General features: G+C 66.0%; 15 protein-coding genes. 6 read left to right on the top strand and 9 right to left on the bottom strand.

The window, feature by feature from the left end; all coding sequences use genetic code 11:
- Window positions 1–534: 534 nt before the first annotated feature.
- The 6 genes from AC1RUR_RS33065 (at window position 535) to AC1RUR_RS33040 (ending at window position 5,338) form a co-directional block, all read left to right on the top strand.
- Window positions 535–1,497 (top strand): sulfonate ABC transporter substrate-binding protein, encoded by a 963-nt coding sequence (locus AC1RUR_RS33065; protein WP_492851892.1) that lies wholly within the window; start codon window positions 535–537, stop codon window positions 1,495–1,497.
- 141 nt (window positions 1,498–1,638) lie between these two features.
- A complete protein-coding gene (ssuD, locus tag AC1RUR_RS33060) occupies window positions 1,639–2,796 on the top strand; it encodes an FMNH2-dependent alkanesulfonate monooxygenase (RefSeq protein WP_492851890.1) in 1,158 nt (385 codons plus the stop codon).
- Window positions 2,793–3,599, top strand: a complete 807-nt coding sequence (gene ssuC / locus AC1RUR_RS33055; RefSeq protein ID WP_492851888.1) for an aliphatic sulfonate ABC transporter permease SsuC — start codon at window positions 2,793–2,795, stop codon at window positions 3,597–3,599. The genes ssuD and ssuC overlap by 4 nt, the downstream gene beginning before the upstream one ends.
- 20 nt (window positions 3,600–3,619) lie before the next feature.
- Window positions 3,620–4,471, top strand: a complete 852-nt coding sequence (locus tag AC1RUR_RS33050; protein ID WP_492851886.1) for an ATP-binding cassette domain-containing protein — start codon at window positions 3,620–3,622, stop codon at window positions 4,469–4,471.
- A 32-nt stretch (window positions 4,472–4,503) separates the two neighbouring features.
- Window positions 4,504–5,085 (top strand): flavin reductase family protein, encoded by a 582-nt coding sequence (locus tag AC1RUR_RS33045; protein ID WP_492851884.1) that lies wholly within the window; start codon window positions 4,504–4,506, stop codon window positions 5,083–5,085.
- 97 nt (window positions 5,086–5,182) lie between these two features.
- On the top strand, window positions 5,183–5,338 hold the full coding sequence (locus AC1RUR_RS33040; protein ID WP_247424234.1) for a hypothetical protein: 156 nt from the start codon (window positions 5,183–5,185) through the stop codon (window positions 5,336–5,338).
- A gap of 116 nt (window positions 5,339–5,454) precedes the next feature.
- On the opposite strand, the gene AC1RUR_RS33035 is transcribed toward AC1RUR_RS33040, so the two are convergent.
- The 9 genes from AC1RUR_RS33035 to AC1RUR_RS32995 form a co-directional block, all read right to left on the bottom strand.
- Window positions 5,455–6,603, bottom strand: coding sequence for a M20 family metallopeptidase (locus AC1RUR_RS33035; protein WP_492851882.1), 1,149 nt, complete (start codon window positions 6,601–6,603; stop codon window positions 5,455–5,457).
- Window positions 6,604–6,914: 311 nt separating this feature from the next.
- Window positions 6,915–8,300 carry a sigma-54-dependent transcriptional regulator FlbD gene (gene flbD / locus AC1RUR_RS33030; RefSeq protein WP_492851880.1) on the bottom strand — a complete coding sequence of 462 codons (1,386 nt, stop codon included), beginning with the start codon at window positions 8,298–8,300 and terminating at the stop codon, window positions 6,915–6,917.
- Window positions 8,301–8,359: 59 nt separating this feature from the next.
- Window positions 8,360–8,710 (bottom strand): flagellar motor switch protein FliN, encoded by a 351-nt coding sequence (fliN, locus tag AC1RUR_RS33025; protein ID WP_008131272.1) that lies wholly within the window; start codon window positions 8,708–8,710, stop codon window positions 8,360–8,362.
- A 3-nt stretch (window positions 8,711–8,713) separates the two neighbouring features.
- Window positions 8,714–9,334: a FliH/SctL family protein gene (locus AC1RUR_RS33020; protein WP_492851878.1), complete on the bottom strand. Its 621-nt coding sequence runs from the start codon at window positions 9,332–9,334 to the stop codon at window positions 8,714–8,716.
- Window positions 9,334–10,431 carry a flagellar motor switch protein FliG gene (gene fliG / locus AC1RUR_RS33015; protein ID WP_492851876.1) on the bottom strand — a complete coding sequence of 366 codons (1,098 nt, stop codon included), beginning with the start codon at window positions 10,429–10,431 and terminating at the stop codon, window positions 9,334–9,336. Before fliG ends, AC1RUR_RS33020 begins: the two co-directional genes overlap by 1 nt.
- Before the next feature lie 18 nt (window positions 10,432–10,449).
- Complete coding sequence (gene fliF, locus AC1RUR_RS33010) at window positions 10,450–12,063, bottom strand: flagellar basal-body MS-ring/collar protein FliF (RefSeq protein WP_492851874.1); 1,614 nt, start codon at window positions 12,061–12,063, stop codon at window positions 10,450–10,452.
- A gap of 204 nt (window positions 12,064–12,267) precedes the next feature.
- Window positions 12,268–12,543, bottom strand: coding sequence for a CtrA inhibitor SciP (sciP, locus tag AC1RUR_RS33005; RefSeq protein ID WP_002714638.1), 276 nt, complete (start codon window positions 12,541–12,543; stop codon window positions 12,268–12,270).
- A 390-nt stretch (window positions 12,544–12,933) separates the two neighbouring features.
- A complete protein-coding gene (locus AC1RUR_RS33000; protein WP_492851872.1) occupies window positions 12,934–13,644 on the bottom strand; it encodes a flagellar hook assembly protein FlgD in 711 nt (236 codons plus the stop codon).
- A gap of 13 nt (window positions 13,645–13,657) precedes the next feature.
- A complete protein-coding gene (locus AC1RUR_RS32995) occupies window positions 13,658–15,286 on the bottom strand; it encodes a flagellar hook-length control protein FliK (RefSeq protein WP_492851870.1) in 1,629 nt (542 codons plus the stop codon).
- Window positions 15,287–15,345: the final 59 nt, after the last annotated feature.

The following is a 15,345-nucleotide window of genomic DNA, read 5'->3' as shown; positions in this document are numbered from 1 at the left end:
GAGGGCGACCTGTCCGCACACGGTTCTCCATCGCAACCTCCTTCGCTGGGTGTTGCGACGAGTGATTGAATCCGCCCAGTATTCCAGAGACAGTAGTGATTGAACCGAGAGGCCGCGGCGTACTGGATGCCCTGGTCAAGCCGGGGCATGACAGCGGGGGGTGGAAGGAGTTTTGGCCGACAACCCCAGTCCGCGATGATGCCATTCTGCACCTGTTTTGCCCGACGGGTCAAGATAATTTCGGATAAATCGTAAGTCATTGTTTTCGCATGCCCCGGCTACTGTGCATGGGGTTGTTTTTGCGCTTTTTGTTCCGGCCGCGCGTCCTGCGGCCGATCGCACGCGGTCTTCACATCCGCGTGCAGAAAAATTCCATCTTCATTCGCTCGGCGGGTTGAAAGATTAATCATGCGCACTGCCACGCGTGCAGTGCTCGCATCGCTATTTTCCCTGGCGTCTCGACACTCTTCCCGCTCCGCACCATCATTCGTGAAGCGCGAATGAATGACGGCCGCATGCGGCCGGGAGTGTGGAATGCAGCGTCGTGACTTTCTGAGACTCTCCGTTGGAACGGCAGCCGCGGCTGCGTTCGCCTCCCGCGCCGACGCGCAAGGAGCGTCACAAGGCGCGGTGAAGGAAATTCGTATCGGCTACCAGAAGAACGGCGTGCTGGTCATCACGCGCCAGCAGGCCGCCCTGGAAAGACATTTCGCCCCGCAAGGCATCGAGGTGAAATGGGTCGAGTTCTCCTCGGGTCCCCCGATGATGGAGGCGATGAATGTCGGCAGCGTCGATTACGGCGCGGTCGGCGATTCCCCGCCGGTGTTCGCCCAGGCCGCGGGCGCCGCGATCGTCTATGCCGCCGGCCAGCCGATCACCAACGGCCAGGGCATTCTGGTGCCGAAGGATTCGCCGATCCGCTCGATCGCCGAGCTGAAAGGCAAGCGCATCGGCTTCACCAAGGGCTCCAGCGCCCACAACATCGTGGTGCAGACGCTGGAGAAGGCGGGCCTCACCTATGCCGACATCACCCCGGTCTATCTGACGCCGCCGGATGCCGGCCCGGCCTTCGCCAACGGCAGCATCGAGGCCTGGGCGATCTGGGATCCGTATTTCGCGATCGGAGAGACCCGGCAGAACGGCCGCATCCTGATCAACGCGCGCGAGGTCACCAAGACCAATTCCTTCTACATCGCCAACCGCGACTTCGCCCGGAATCACGGCGCCGTCCTGCAGCAGATCGTCGACGTCACGACCGCGACCGCCAAATGGGCTGAGCAGCATCGCGACGAGGTCGCCAAGTCGCTGGCGGCGGTGACAGGCATTCCGCTCGACATCCAGACCATCGCGGCCAACCGCTCGTCCTTCGTGGTCGGCCCCGTCACCGACGACATCGTCGCGACCCAGCAGGGCGTCGCCGACCGCTTCCACAAGCTCGGCCTGATCCCGAAGCCGATCGTCATCCGCGACATCGTCTGGCGCAACCCGACGGCCTGATCGTGCCCACCAGCCTTCCCGATTCAAGAGGTGTGAACATGAGACGCATCGTTCAACGCGTGATCGCGGCCATCGTCATGTCGGTCGGCATCGTCGCGGCCGCCGTCGGCACGACCTACGGCTAGTCATCGGAGCCCATCCATGAGCAAGAGCAACATTCTCTGGTTCCTGCCGACCCACGGCGACGGACGTTATCTCGGCACCGGCATCGGCGGCCGTGAGGTCAACGTCAACTATCTGCGCCAGGTCGCGCAGGCGGCCGACCAACTCGGCTATTTCGGCGTGCTGCTGCCGACCGGGCGGTCCTGCGAGGATTCCTGGATCGTCGCTTCCAGCGTGGCGCCGTTCACCGAGCGGCTGCGCTATCTCGTGGCGGTCAGGCCCGGCCTGCAATCGCCGAGCGTGGCCGCGCGCATGACGGCGACGCTCGACCGCGTCACCAATGGCCGGCTCCTGATCAACGTCGTCACCGGCGGCGATCCCGTCGAGAACAAGGGCGACGGCATCTTCCTCGGCCATGACGAGCGCTACGAGGTCACGCGCGAGTTCCTCAACGTCTATAGCGACCTGCTCGCCGGCAAGACCGTCAATGTCGAGGGCAAGCACATCCGCATCGAGGATGGCAAGCTGCTGTTCCACCCGGTGCAGTCGCCGCGTCCGCCGCTCTATTTCGGCGGCTCGTCGGACGCCGGCATCGATGTCGCCGTCGACACCGTCGACAAATACCTCACCTGGGGCGAGCCGCCGGCGCAGGTCGCCGAGAAGATCGCGAAGGTGAGGGAGGTTGCCGCCGCACGCGGGCGAAAGCTGTCCTTCGGCATCCGGCTTCATGTGATTGTCCGCGAGACCAATGAGGCAGCCTGGCAGGCGGCGGGCGAGCTGATCAAGCATGTCAGCGACGAGACGATCGCGACCGCGCAGAAGAACTTCGCCCGCATGGACTCGGTCGGCCAGCAGCGCATGGCGCAGCTGCACGGCGGCAAGCGCGACCAGCTCGAGATCGCCCCGAATCTCTGGGCCGGCGTCGGCCTCGTGCGCGGCGGCGCCGGCACGGCGCTGGTCGGCGACGCCCAGACCGTCGCGGCGCGCATCAAGGAGTATCAGGACATCGGCATCGATACCTTCATCATGTCGGGCTACCCGCATCTGGAGGAAGCCTATCGCTTCGCCGAACTGGTGTTCCCGCTGCTCTCGCTCGACCACGGCAGCAACGTGACGCGGCTGCATCACAACAGCGGTCCGTTCGGGGAAACCATCGGCAACGACTATCGTCCGCATAAACTGGCATCGCAATCATGAGCCTCATCGACAGTATTTCTCTGCCACGCAGGATCCGCCTGCCGCGCGCAGACGGCCTGGTCCAGTGGATCGTGCCGCTCGCCATCATCGCGATCTGGCAGCTCGCCTGCGTCACCGGCTTCGTGCCGACGCGGGTGTTGCCGGCGCCGAGCGATGTCGCGCTCGCTGGCTGGAAGCTGCTGCTGTCGGGCGAGCTCGTCCGCAACATCTGGGTCTCGTTCTGGCGCGCCTTGATCGGCTTCCTGATCGGCGGCAGCATCGGCTTCGCCTTCGGGCTCGCCAACGGGCTGTCGCAGCTTTCGGCAAAGCTCACCGACACCACGCTGCAGATGGTGCGCAACGTGCCGCATCTGGCGCTGATCCCGCTGGTCATCCTGTGGTTCGGCATCGACGAGAGCGCCAAGCTGTTCCTGGTGGCGTTAGGGGTGTTCTTCCCGATCTATCTCAACACGCTGCACGGCATCCGCACCGTCGATCCGCAGCTGATCGAGATGGGCCGCATCTACGGCATGAGCGACGGCGAATTGTTCCGCCGCGTGATCTTTCCGGGCGCGCTGCCCTCGATCTTCGTCGGCATCCGCTTCGCGCTCGGCATCATGTGGCTGACCCTGATCGTCGCGGAGACCATCGCGGCCTCCTCAGGCCTCGGCTACATGGCGATGCAGGCGCGCGAGTTCATGCTGATCGACGTCGTCGTGCTCTCGATCCTGATCTACGCCCTGCTCGGCAAGCTCGCCGACAGCGCCTCCCGCGTGCTGGAGCGGGCGACACTCTCCTGGCACCCCGCCTTCCAGAAACGTTGAGCAGAAATACTGGGAATCACATGCAGACAGCGCTTCGTACGTCTCTTCCTGAGACCGAGCTCGCCAGCCGTGCCAATTTCGCGCCTCACGCCCGTGTGGTGCGCGAGGAGCGGCAAGAAGAACGCCGAGTGCAGACCAGCGGCCTGCCGCTCAGCATCCGCGGCTTGCGCAAATCCTTCGGCGACAACGAGGTGCTGCGTGGCATCGACCTGCACATCCCCGCCGGCCAGTTCGTGGCCATCGTCGGCAAGAGCGGCTGTGGCAAGAGCACGCTGCTGCGTCTCATCGCCGGCCTGGACAAGATCGATGCCGGCAGCGTCAGCTTCGGTGATGCGGCGGTCAAGCCCGAGGACATCCGCGTGATGTTCCAGGAGCCGCGGCTGCTGCCCTGGGCCCGGGTGCTCGCCAATGTCGAGGTTGGCCTCGGCCGCGATCGTTCATCAAGCGATGCGCCTGCGCGGGCCGAGAAGGCGCTGACCGAGGTTGGCCTTGCCGACAAGCGCGACCAGTGGCCCTCGGTGCTGTCGGGCGGCCAGAAGCAGCGCGTTGCGCTCGGCCGGGCGCTGGTGTCGCGTCCGCGCGTGCTGGCCTTCGACGAGCCGCTCGGCGCGCTGGACGCGCTGACCCGCATTTCGATGCAGCGGCTGCTGGAGCGGGTCTGGCGCGACCAGGGCTTTACCGCGATCCTGGTGACTCATGACGTTGCCGAGGCGGTCGCGCTGGCGGACCGGGTGCTGGTGATCGAGGAGGGCCGGATTGCCCATGACGTCGTGGTTAACGCAGCCCGGCCGCGGGAGCGCGGCTCGGCCGAGCTTGCGGGCCTCGAAGGCTCGATCCTGAGCCACCTTTTGTCGGCGGACGATCGTACCTAAATACAAGGGAACCCCGCATCGGGGACCGTGCCATGAATGTAGTGCCCCGCGATCTCATGACTGAAATCCCCGTTTCGCCCGCCGATTTCCGTGGCGCCATGCGCCACCTCACCGGCGGCGTCAGCGTCATCACCGCCGGGCGGGGCAAGGACATCACCGGCATGACGGTGACCTCGGTCACCTCGCTGTCGGTCGAACCGCCGACCCTGCTGGTCAGCATCAACCGCGATGCCTCGTCCTTCCCGCTGATCCGGCGCCATGGCGCCTTCGGCGTGAACATCCTCAACGCCGACCAGCTCGACATCGCCGAACGCTTTGCCGGCAAGGGTGGGTTGAAGGGCGCCGAACGCTTTGCAGGCAGCCAGTGGGTGACGTCGGTCTCAGGCGTTCCGCTCCTGGTCGGCGCGCTGTCGGCCTTCGACTGCGAGGTCGAGGAGATCGTCGAGCGGCACTCGCACGGCATCGTCATCGGCCGTGTCAGGGACATCAGGAGCTCGACCCGCAACGCCGCGCTGGCCTATTGGCATGGCCAGTATGTGGCGGTCGACCAGGACGAAGACGCGGCAAGGCTCGCCGAGGTCAGCGTTCCCGCGCGCAATCGGCGCGGCGTTTGATCGCCGCCGGCAGACGGCGCGGAAGGCTGGCCTTTTTCCCATCATCGATCTAGAAGCGCCCTGAGCCGTCCCGCCGGGACGGCAACGGAGCGGATCGATGAAGCGCGTCGCGACCTGGGCCTTTTATGCCGTCGGCGCGCTGGCGATCGCCTATCTCGCGCTCTACGCCTACGCGATGTTCAGCGGTCAGCCGATCGTGCCGGGCGACCCCATCCACATCTTCCGGAAGCCCGACGCGCCGAGTTATTCGTGACGACACTCTCTCCGCGTCATGGCCGGGCTTGACCCGGCCATCCACGTGCATCGGCGATTTCGTAGGGACGTGGATGCCCGGGACAAGCCCGGGCATGACGGCGGAGTGTGTGGCGACTACCCCCGCAAAATCGCCAGCGCCAGCGCCTGCGCGCGCGGCACGATGCTGTCGATCTCGAGATATTCCTCCGGCGTGTGCGCGAGCCCGCCGACCGGCCCGAGGCCGCAGACGGTCGGCGTGCCGACCGCGGCGGTGAAACCGGAATCGGCGCAGCCGCCGGAAAACTCGCCCTGGAGCGTGGTGAGGCCGACCTGTCTTGCGGCCGCTTGATAACCCTCGAACAGCGCCTTCGAGGCCTCGCTCTGCACCACCGGCACGAACTCGCCCTTGATCGTCAGCGTCGCGCTGGTGCCCGGCACGTAGGAGGTCGCGACGATGGCCTCGATCGCGGCCATCACCGTGGCGCGGTCCGCCGGATCGACATAGCGCAGATCGATCTGGCCTTCGGCATAGGGCGCCGTCGTGTTGACGGACTGCCCGCCCGAGACGAGGCCGACATTGAGCGTGATGCCCTTGTCGAGATCGGTCAACGCGTGGATCTGGACGATCTTGTGCGCGAGCTCGCCGATCGCGCTGATGCCGGCGGCAAAATTGGCGCCGGAATGCGCGGCCTTGCCGGTGATGGCCAGATGCATGAAGATGCCGCCCTTGCGCCCCGTCACGACGTTGCCGGTCGGGCGGCCCGGCTCGGAATTGAACACCGCGCGCGCGGCGCGTCCCTCGCGCTCGATCACCGGGCGGCAGGAGGGCGAGCCGATCTCCTCGTCCGAGGTGATCAGCACCTTGATCGGATGCGGTGAGCCGCCGAATTTGTGGAAGGCGGTCGCCACGAACACGTTCATGACGAGGCCGGATTTCATGTCGGAGACGCCGGGGCCATAGGCGCGCCCGTCGCGGATCGTGAACGGACGCTTCCCGGCCTCGCCCTTGCCGAACACGGTGTCGCGATGCCCCATCAGCAGCACCGGCTTCTCGTTGCTGCCCGGCTTTGCCACCTCGGCATGGATCGCGTCGCCGAAGGTCGCGTTGGCCTCGCGCCGGAACGGAATGCCGTGCTCGGCAAAGTGCCGCTCGAACCGCGCACCGACCGCATCGACGCCTTCCTTGTCATAGGACCCGGAATCGATGTTCACGACGTCGCGCAACAGATCGATCATCGCCTGCCGCTGCGACGCCAGCCAGTCCGTGATTTGAGATTGAGACATGTTTATCCTCGCGTGGTTCTCAGCGCGGGGTTATAGGGCTTCGCGCGCGTCCGACCTAGTCGCCGGATGCGGTGCGGCCATGCTGCCTCTCCAACGTCGTCCCGGCGAAGGCCGGGACCCATACCGCGTGATCTATCGATTGTGGTCGGTAGGAGTACCGAACGACGACTCTTCGCCAAACTCCTCCCTGGGGTTATGGGTCCCGGCCTTCGCCGGGACGACACCGTATATTTGGCGAGTGGGCTGGCCCTGAAACAAAAATGCCCGGGCCAAGCCCGGGCATTCGCATCCTCTCAATTCTCGCAGAAGCCCTACGCCCCCACCATCGGCATCCGCGGATACTCACCCGGCGTGCCCGCAGGCGTAATCGGAATTCCGCCATCGGCATATTCGTTGAGCTTATTGCGCAGCGTGCGGATCGAGATGCCCAGGATGTTGGCGGCATGGGTCCGGTTGCCGAGGCAGTGCTTCAGCGTCTCCAGGATCAGGTCGCGTTCGACGTCCGCCACCGTGCGGCCGACCAGGGCGCGCGTGACCTGCTCGGCGGCCATGGTCGCATGCGCCACGGCCGGGACCGTCTTGGCGAGGTCGAGGCGGTCGCCGTCGGGCGTGAGGATCGCGTCGGGGCCGATCTCGTCGCCCTGCGCCATCAGCACCGCGCGGTGCATGGTGTTTTCGAGCTCGCGGACGTTGCCCTGCCAGCGGTTGGTGGAGAGCACGCGGCGCGCTTCCGCAGAGATCGGGCGCACCGGCACGCCGTTGGCCTCGGCATATTTCTTCACGAAATGCTGGGCGAGCTCGAGGATGTCGAGGGGACGCTCGCGCAGCGGCGGGATCTTCAGGTTCACGACGTTGAGGCGGAACAGCAGGTCCTCGCGGAACGTGCCTTCGCGCACGGCGTCCGCCAGATTGCGGTTCGAGGTCGCGATAATGCGGATGTCCACGGGGACAGGCTTGGTGCCGCCGACGCGGTCGATCACGCGCTCCTGGATGGCGCGCAGCAGCTTCGATTGCAGGCGGACGTCCATCTCCGAGATTTCGTCCAGCAGCAGCGTGCCGCCGGTCGCCTCCTCGAACTTGCCGATGCGGCGGGCGATCGCGCCGGTGAAGGCGCCCTTCTCGTGCCCGAACAGCTCGGATTCGAGCAGATGCTCGGGGATCGCGGCGCAGTTGATCGAGATGAACGGGCGCTTGGCGCGGGCCGAGCGGGTGTGGACGTAGCGGGCCAGTACTTCCTTGCCCGTTCCGGATTCGCCGGTGATCATCACCGAGGCGTCGGAGCCTGCGATCTGCTGCGCCAGCTTGACGACCTTCGCCATCGCTTCGTCGCGATAGATCAGTTCGCGGGAATCGTTGGCGACCGCGGCCAGCACCGCGGCGATCAGTTCCGGATCCGGCGGCAGCGGGATGTATTCCTTGGCACCGGCGTGGATCGCGGCGACCGCGGCGCGGGCGTCGTTGGTGATGCCGCAGGCGACGATCGGGGCGTGGATGTGCTCGGCCTCCAGCCGCATCACGAGATCGCGGATATCGAGGGCGACGTCGACCAGCAAGAGGTCGGCGCCCTTGCCACCGCGCAACACGCGCATCGCCTGCTCGTGATCCTCGGCATGGGTCACGGTGGCGCCGTTCTCCATCGCGATCTTGGTGGCGGTGGTGAGCTGGCCCTTCAATGTGCCAACGATGAGAAGCCGCATGTCAGTCTCCTGTCCGTCTGGTCGCGCTGCCGCGCGTCATTCCCTGCAATCGCAAATGATCAGGTACGTTCGGTCTTGATGATTTCGGTCATGGTCACGCCGAGCTTGTCCTCGACCAGGACGACCTCGCCGCGGGCGACCAGCTTGTTGTTGACGTAGATGTCGATGGCCTCGCCGACGCGCCGGTCGAGCTCCAGCACGGTGCCCGGCCCGAGCTTCAGGAGCTCGCCGACGTCCATCTTGGAGCGGCCGAGCACGGCCGAGACCTGCACCGGCACGTCGAACACGGCCTCGAGGTCGGCGGCAGCGCGCGCCGCATATTCGTCCTCGTTGTAGCCGACGTCGGTGCCGGTTGGCGGCAACGGGCCGTTGAGATCGGGCAGCGGGACCTGTCCGTCGGTGTCGCTCATGGCTTAGCTCCCCCTCCGGGACGCGATATAGCGTCCGACCATTTCGTCGATCTTGGCCGCGATGGCGCTGCGCTCGAGCACGACGCCGCCATCGGCCCATTCGATCCGGCAGTCGCCGGTCGCAATCTCCGGCTCGGCCAGGATCACCAGCCGGCCCTCGAAGCCGCTCTGCTTGGCGAGCCGCTCGATCTTCTCGCGGGCGCTGTCGTAGAGCGCGTCGTTGATGCGGACGACGAGATGTGGCGTCGCCACCAGGTGCGAGAAGCAGTCCTTGACCAGCGCCACGATCTCGCCGAGCGGCTCGGCGGCGACCAGATCGGCGCACAGCTTGCGCGCCACGGCGACCGCGACCTCGACCGCCTCGGTCTCCATTTTGGTCTCGATGTTGCCGATGCCCGAGGCGACGCCCCGGATCGCGATGTTGATCTCTTCCATGGCGAGCGCGACGCGGCGCTCGCTCTCGGCCTTGGCCTCGCGCTGGCCGGCGGCAAAGCCGTCCTGATAGGCGCGCGCCTCCGCTTCCGCGACCTTCTGGGCGATTTCGGCCGCAGTCGCGGCCTTCTCGCGCGTCCGGTCCGGCGCGGCGAAGTCGTTGTCGAACAGGAATTTTGCCGGAGCGGCCATCAATACACCAGTTCGTCGTCAGCGCGGTTCTTGGTCAGCATGATCTCGCCCTTGGCGGCGAGGTCCTTGGCGAGGTTGACCAGCAGCGCCTGCGCCTCGTCGACGTCGCGCAGACGCACCGGACCCATCGCCGCCATGTCGTCCTGGAGCATCTTGGCCGCGCGCGAGGACATGTTGCCGAAGAAGAAGTTGCGGACGTCCTCGTTGGCGCTCTTGAGCGCGACGCCGAGCTTGTCCTTGTCGACGTTGCGCATCAGGGTCTGCGCCGAGCCGGAATCCAGCTTCACCAGGTCGTCGAAGGTGAACATCAGCGCCTTGATGCGCTCGGCCGATTCGCGGTTGTCCTCTTCCAGCGAGGTGATGAAGCGGGTTTCGGTCTGGCGGTCGAAATTGTTGAAGATTTCGGCCATCACCTCGTGGGCGTCACGGCGGCGGGTCTGCGACAAATTGGACATGAATTCGGTGCGCAGCGTCTTCTCCACGCTCTCGATCACCTCCTTCTGCACCGCTTCCATCTTCAGCATGCGGTTGACGACGTCGAGCGCGAGGTCCTCGGGGAAGATGCCGAGCACGCGCGCGGCGTGCTCCGGCTTCAGCTTCGACAGCACCACCGCGATGGTCTGCGGATATTCGTTCTTGAGGTAGTTGGCGAGGACCTCTTCCTGCACGTTGGAAAGCTTCTCCCACATGTTGCGGCCGGCAGGGCCGCGGATCTCGTCCATGATGCCGTTGACGCGCTCCGGCGGCAGGTATTGCTGAAGCAGCCGTTCGGTGGCGTCGAAATTGCCCATCAGCGCCCCCGAAGCCGACATGCGCGAGACGAATTCGAGCAGCATGTCCTCGACGGTCTCGACCTCGACGGTGCCGAGCGTCGACATTTCCAGCGAGAGCTGGCGCACCTCGTCGTCGTCGAGCAGGCCCCAGATCTTGCCGCCATATTGCTCGCCCAGCGCCAGCATCAGGATCGCGGCACGCTTCGGTCCGACCAATTGCTCGGCCGGCTTGCCGTCCTTGGCCCGGGTGTTGGCGCGCTGACCGAGCGTGGAGATCACGCTGGTGATGTCGTTGCTGTTGGCGTTTTGCAGGGCTGCGGCCATGTCAGTTCACTTCTCGGATCATTTCGCCGGTTCGCTCAGCCATTGGCGGATGATGGCGACGGTTTCGTTGGGGTTGCGCTCGGCGAGCTCGCCGACGCGATGGACGGACTGGGCGTGGACCTGGCCCTGGATGGTGGCGACGTCGATCGCGCTGGCGGCGCCGCTGGGCAGCAGCGCCTGGCCGGCGGCCGGCGCGGCCTCTTCCGAGGCGGCCGGGCCTGAGAGCACGCCGGAGATGGCGGCGGCGACCTCGTCGGACGCCAGGATGCGCTTGACCAGCGGGCGGATCACCAGGAACAGTACGACCAGGCCGAGCAGCATCATCACGCCGAGCTCGACGAAGTACATGACGTCGTCCTTGGTGAACTGGAGCATGCCGAGGAAGCCGCCAGGCTCGCCGATCGGGGCTGTGGAGGGGGCGTCGGCAAAGCGCAGATTGACGACCTCGACCTGATCGCCGCGCTTCTGGTCGAAGCCGATCGCCGAGCGCACCAGGGTGGCGATGCGGTCGAGCTGCTCCTTGGTGCGGTCCTGGTAGGCCAGCTCGCCCTTCTCGTTCTTGGAATAGATGCCGTCGACCAGCACCGCGACCGAGATGCGGTTGACCCGGCCGGCCTCGGTCACCTCGGTCTTGGTGGTCCGGGAGATCTCGTAATTGTTGGTCTCCTCGGTCTTCTTGCTCTGGTCCTTGGCCGCGACGCCGCTGTTCTGCTGGTTGCCCGGCAGCTCGTTGTTGACCGTGACCTGGCCGTTGTTGTCGGCGGTCATGCTGCTTTCTTCGCGGGTCTGGCTCGAGCGCAGCACGCGGCCCTCGGGGTCGAACTTGTCCGAGGTCTGGGTGATCTTGTTGAAGTCGAAATCGGCGGAGAGCTGGACGCGGGCGCGGCCCGAGCCGACCACCGAGGACACGATGTCCTCGACCTGCTTGCGCATCCGCTTCTCGAAGGTGGTGCGGCGCTCGTCGCCGAGCGCCTGCTCCGGATCAGTCTGGGCACCGTCGGCGAGCAGCTGGCCGGCCTCGTCGACGATCGAGACCCGCTGCGGCTTCAGTCCGTTGACGGCGGAGGCGACGAGGTGGCGGATGGCCCTGATCTGCTGCGCTTCCAGCGCGCCGCGGACCCGCACCACGATCGAGGCCGACGGCTCCGGCGCCTCGCGCGAGAACAGCGGGCGCTCGGGCAGCACGAGGTGGACGCGGGCGGCCTGGATGCGGTCGATGGCGCGGATGGTGCGGGCGAGCTCGCCTTCCAGCGCGCGCAGATGGTTGATGTTCTGGACGAAAGAGGTGGTGCCGAGCGCGTCCGACTTGTCGAACACCTCGTAGCCGACGCCGCCGCCCTTGGGCAGGCCGCCTTCGGCAAGCTTCATCCGCAGCCGCGTCACCTTGTCCTTGGGCACCATGATGATGGTGCCCTCATTGCGCAGCTCGAACTGGATGCCCTGCCGTTCCAGATCCTTGATAATGCTGGAAGAATCTTCGACCGAGAGATCGGTGAAGAGCGTCGTCATCTGCGGCGTGGTAACCCGCATGATGACGAACGCGAAAAAGCCGATGAGCGCGGCGGTGACCGCGATCATCGCCCCGAACCGGGCGGCGCCGATACCTTTTAAAAAGTCCGCAAGACCTTGCAAGCAACCGCCCCGACCAATTCGACCCGCATTCCAGAGCGGGTCGACTGGGCAATTATTGCCTAGGTGATGGTTTCGATATGGTTAACGAAGGTTAAGAGCTGGGACAAAAGTAGCGCCAGGAACGAAGCCAAGAACAAATATGAAAAAAATCGGCCTCGCAGGGCGAGGCCGATTTTCGTCAAAAGCCGCAGATTTCCGGATCGCTTACTGGCGATATTGCTGGATGCGGGTGGTGCGAAGACCCGCCAGACCGTGCTGGTCGATGGAAAACTGCCAGGAGAGGAATTCGTCGACCGTCAGCGTATAACGGCTGCAGGCCTCCTCGAGGGAGAGAAGTCCGCCACGGACGGCGGCGACGACTTCAGCCTTGCGGCGGATGACCCAGCGTTTGGTGCCGGGTGCTGGCAGATCTGCGATCGTCAGCGGACTGCCGTCCGGCCCGATGACGTATTTTACCCTCGGGCGATGGGGTTCTGTCATGGCGTACTCACAAACTCTCAACCACTGAACTCACGCCATAACCCTACGCGCGGCGGCTTAAAAATCCGCTAAGCCTAAGGCTTCAATACAATTCTCGTTGAAACTTGCGGGAACGCGGCCGGCTTGGCGAGCTGGAGACATGATCTCGGCTGGCCAAGCGGGTCTTCGTTAAGACTTTACTAACGAACGAGGGCCTGCGCGCGGCGCCGAAAGGCCCTCAACTGTCGTCCTGGCGAAGGCCAGGACTCATTACCCCAAGGACCAGTTTGGCGAAGACCTGGGGTTACGTCCTCGCACTCATACGACTTTCGGTGGCTATGGGTCCTGGCTCCCGTGCGCAATTGCGCACTAGGCCAGGACGACACCGAATGTGTGGTTCGCGCGCCAGCCTTAATTGCTGCTCGTCGCGATGATGCTCTTCACCTGGCTCAGCGTGTAGCTGGCGCCGTCGATGGTGAGCAGCGGCGGCGACTGGGTCAGGTCGACGGACGAGACCACGCCCTGCACCTGCGCGGCGATGCCGACATTGTTGTTGGCGACATCCTTGCCGGTGGCCGAGATCGTGTACTTGCCGTCGGGCCATTGCGTGCCGTCATTGCCCATGCCGTTCCAGGTGAAGGGAACGTCGGTGCCGGCGCCGGCGGTATATTTGCCGGTGAACACGGTCTGGCCGCTGGCATTGGCGACGGTGATGTCCACGGTCGAATCGGTGGGCACGTTGAGATGCCAGGTGGCCGACGAGTTCGTCATGCTCGCGGTGGTGCCGTCGACCAGCGCGGTCTTGCCGACGAAGCCCAGTGCCTGGGTCGCCTGCGTGGTCTGCTGCAGGGTGACGAGCTGGGCCAGCGAGTCGTTGGTCTTGAGCTGCTGCTCGACGCCGGCGAACTGCACCAGCTGCTGGGTGAACTGGTTGGTGTCGAGCGGATCGAGAGGGTTCTGGTTCTGCAGCTGCGTCGTCAGCAGCGTCAGAAAGGTCTGGAAGTTGCCGGCGAGCGTCGCGCCGGTGGACGAGCCCAGCGAGTTCGAGGACGACGTCGAAGAAGACGTCTGCGTCGTGCCGGAGACGACGGACGGGGCGGTGGCGGCATTCGTGGTGGTCATGATCGAATACTCCTCACACTCTGATGTCGACGCCGCTGCTCGATCCGAGCATGCGGCCGTAGCCGCGCCCGACGGGCGCCGCAGCAACGGTCTCGTCCTCGCTGATGATCAGCCGGCGGGCATTGCCGCCATTGTCGTTGTTCTGGCCGGAGTTCTGCCCCGACGAATTCTGGTCGCGCAGGCTGAAGGAGAGCCCGTTGCTGCCGGTCTTGAGGCCGGCATCGTCGAGCGCGCGCTGCAATTGCGGCGCGTCCTGCCGCAGCATCTGCAGCGTCTCCGGCTTCTCGACGGTGAGATGCGAGGTGACCTGGCCGTTGCGGTCGACATTGATGCGGACGTCGATGCGGCCGAGATCGATCGGATCGAGGCTGATGTCGAAGCGCGTCTTGCCGGCGCGCGCGGCGGCGGCGATCTCGATCGGCACCGCGTTGATCGGCACGGCCGTCGAGGTGGCGGCGGTCGCGGTGAGCGTCGCGGTCGAAGCGGTCGCGGCCGACGTCGTATTGGTCAGCGGCGCCTGCACGGCGGAGGCGGCCTGCGCGCCGGTATCGGTCGCGGGCACGTTGGCCTGCGCATTGGCATGGGCGTGCGTGACCGGTGCGGCCGGCGTTGCGTCGGCGGCGCGGTCGGAGGAACCGGCCTTCGCGTCGGTCGCGCCGGCATCGTCCTGCGGCTTGGCGGCTTGCGGATGCGCGGCGGCGCCGGTCGCGCCTCCCGGCGCCTGCGTCGTGGTGGCGGCGGCGGTCTTGCCGGTGTCCTGACCGATATTGGAGACGTCGCTGGCGCCCTGTGCGGTGGCGGCGGCCTTGAACGAGGTCTTTGGCGTGCCCTGATCCACCGCAGCGATCAGTCCGCCATTGGTCTTGGCATCGGTTGCGGTGCCGTCGGTCGCGCCGGTCGCGGCATCGGCCAGCGTCGCCGTGGTGTCGGCATCGACCTTGGCGCCGGCGGCCTTGGCGCTCTTGTCGCCCGGCGTCGCCGTATCGGTCTTGCTGCCGGCGATCTGTGCCGCGGTGGAGGCGCTGGCGGCGATGCCGGCGGCGGCGATCGTCAGCGGCGAGGAGGCGGTATCGCTGGCCTGGTTCGCGGCCGCGTTCGGATCGACGACGGGCACGACCGGCGCGGCCACCACGACGCCGGGATCGGGCAGTGCGGTCAGCGTCGGGTCCACTTGTGCGGCCGCCGCGGCATCGACGGCGGCGGCGAGCCCGTCGCTGCCGTCGGTCTTGTCGGCCTTGGTCGCGTCGGACTTGTCGGCCGATTTGGCGTCGGACGCCTCGGACTTGTCCTTGCTCTTGCCGGTCTTGACCTGATCCTTGGCCGGATCGGTCGTCGCGTCGCTGCTGCTGGCGGGCGCGGACGTGTCGGTGTCGTCGCTCGCCTTGCTCTGCGAGGATTGGTCGGTCGAGGAGGTGTCGCGCGGGCTCCGGTCGGACGCTGAGGACGACGACGTCGAATCGGCCCGGCGCGGCGCGCTGTCCTGCGACGCGGACGAGGCGTTGTTGCTGATCGCCTGGGTGTTGCTGTCGACCAGCGAGCCGAAGGAGTCGCTGGTGTCTTTCGACGCCTGCGACCGCGCAGTCTTCTGCTGCGCGCTCGGAAGCTGAACGCTGGCAGCTACTTCTGACGTCCGACCGACCACAGGCGACCCCTTGAAAACATCTTCGGCATGGGGGTAGCAAGGAGCGGGCCAGCCCCGCG

The organism is Bradyrhizobium sp. GW821-FHT12B03 (assembly GCF_058807535.1).
The sequence above is the reverse complement of the archived record's forward strand: the minus strand, read 5'-3'. Positions and strand labels throughout refer to the sequence as shown.

Coding starts and splice junctions, on each gene's coding strand:
- AC1RUR_RS33065 (WP_492851892.1), top strand. CDS start 535: ATGCAGCGTCGTGACTTTCTGAGACTCTCCGTTGGAACGGCAGCCGCG.
- ssuD (WP_492851890.1), top strand. CDS start 1,639: ATGAGCAAGAGCAACATTCTCTGGTTCCTGCCGACCCACGGCGACGGA.
- ssuC (WP_492851888.1), top strand. CDS start 2,793: ATGAGCCTCATCGACAGTATTTCTCTGCCACGCAGGATCCGCCTGCCG.
- AC1RUR_RS33050 (WP_492851886.1), top strand. CDS start 3,620: ATGCAGACAGCGCTTCGTACGTCTCTTCCTGAGACCGAGCTCGCCAGC.
- AC1RUR_RS33045 (WP_492851884.1), top strand. CDS start 4,504: ATGAATGTAGTGCCCCGCGATCTCATGACTGAAATCCCCGTTTCGCCC.
- AC1RUR_RS33040 (WP_247424234.1), top strand. CDS start 5,183: ATGAAGCGCGTCGCGACCTGGGCCTTTTATGCCGTCGGCGCGCTGGCG.
- AC1RUR_RS33035 (WP_492851882.1), bottom strand. CDS start 6,603: ATGTCTCAATCTCAAATCACGGACTGGCTGGCGTCGCAGCGGCAGGCG.
- flbD (WP_492851880.1), bottom strand. CDS start 8,300: ATGCGGCTTCTCATCGTTGGCACATTGAAGGGCCAGCTCACCACCGCC.
- fliN (WP_008131272.1), bottom strand. CDS start 8,710: ATGAGCGACACCGACGGACAGGTCCCGCTGCCCGATCTCAACGGCCCG.
- AC1RUR_RS33020 (WP_492851878.1), bottom strand. CDS start 9,334: ATGGCCGCTCCGGCAAAATTCCTGTTCGACAACGACTTCGCCGCGCCG.
- fliG (WP_492851876.1), bottom strand. CDS start 10,431: ATGGCCGCAGCCCTGCAAAACGCCAACAGCAACGACATCACCAGCGTG.
- sciP (WP_002714638.1), bottom strand. CDS start 12,543: ATGACAGAACCCCATCGCCCGAGGGTAAAATACGTCATCGGGCCGGAC.
- AC1RUR_RS33000 (WP_492851872.1), bottom strand. CDS start 13,644: ATGACCACCACGAATGCCGCCACCGCCCCGTCCGTCGTCTCCGGCACG.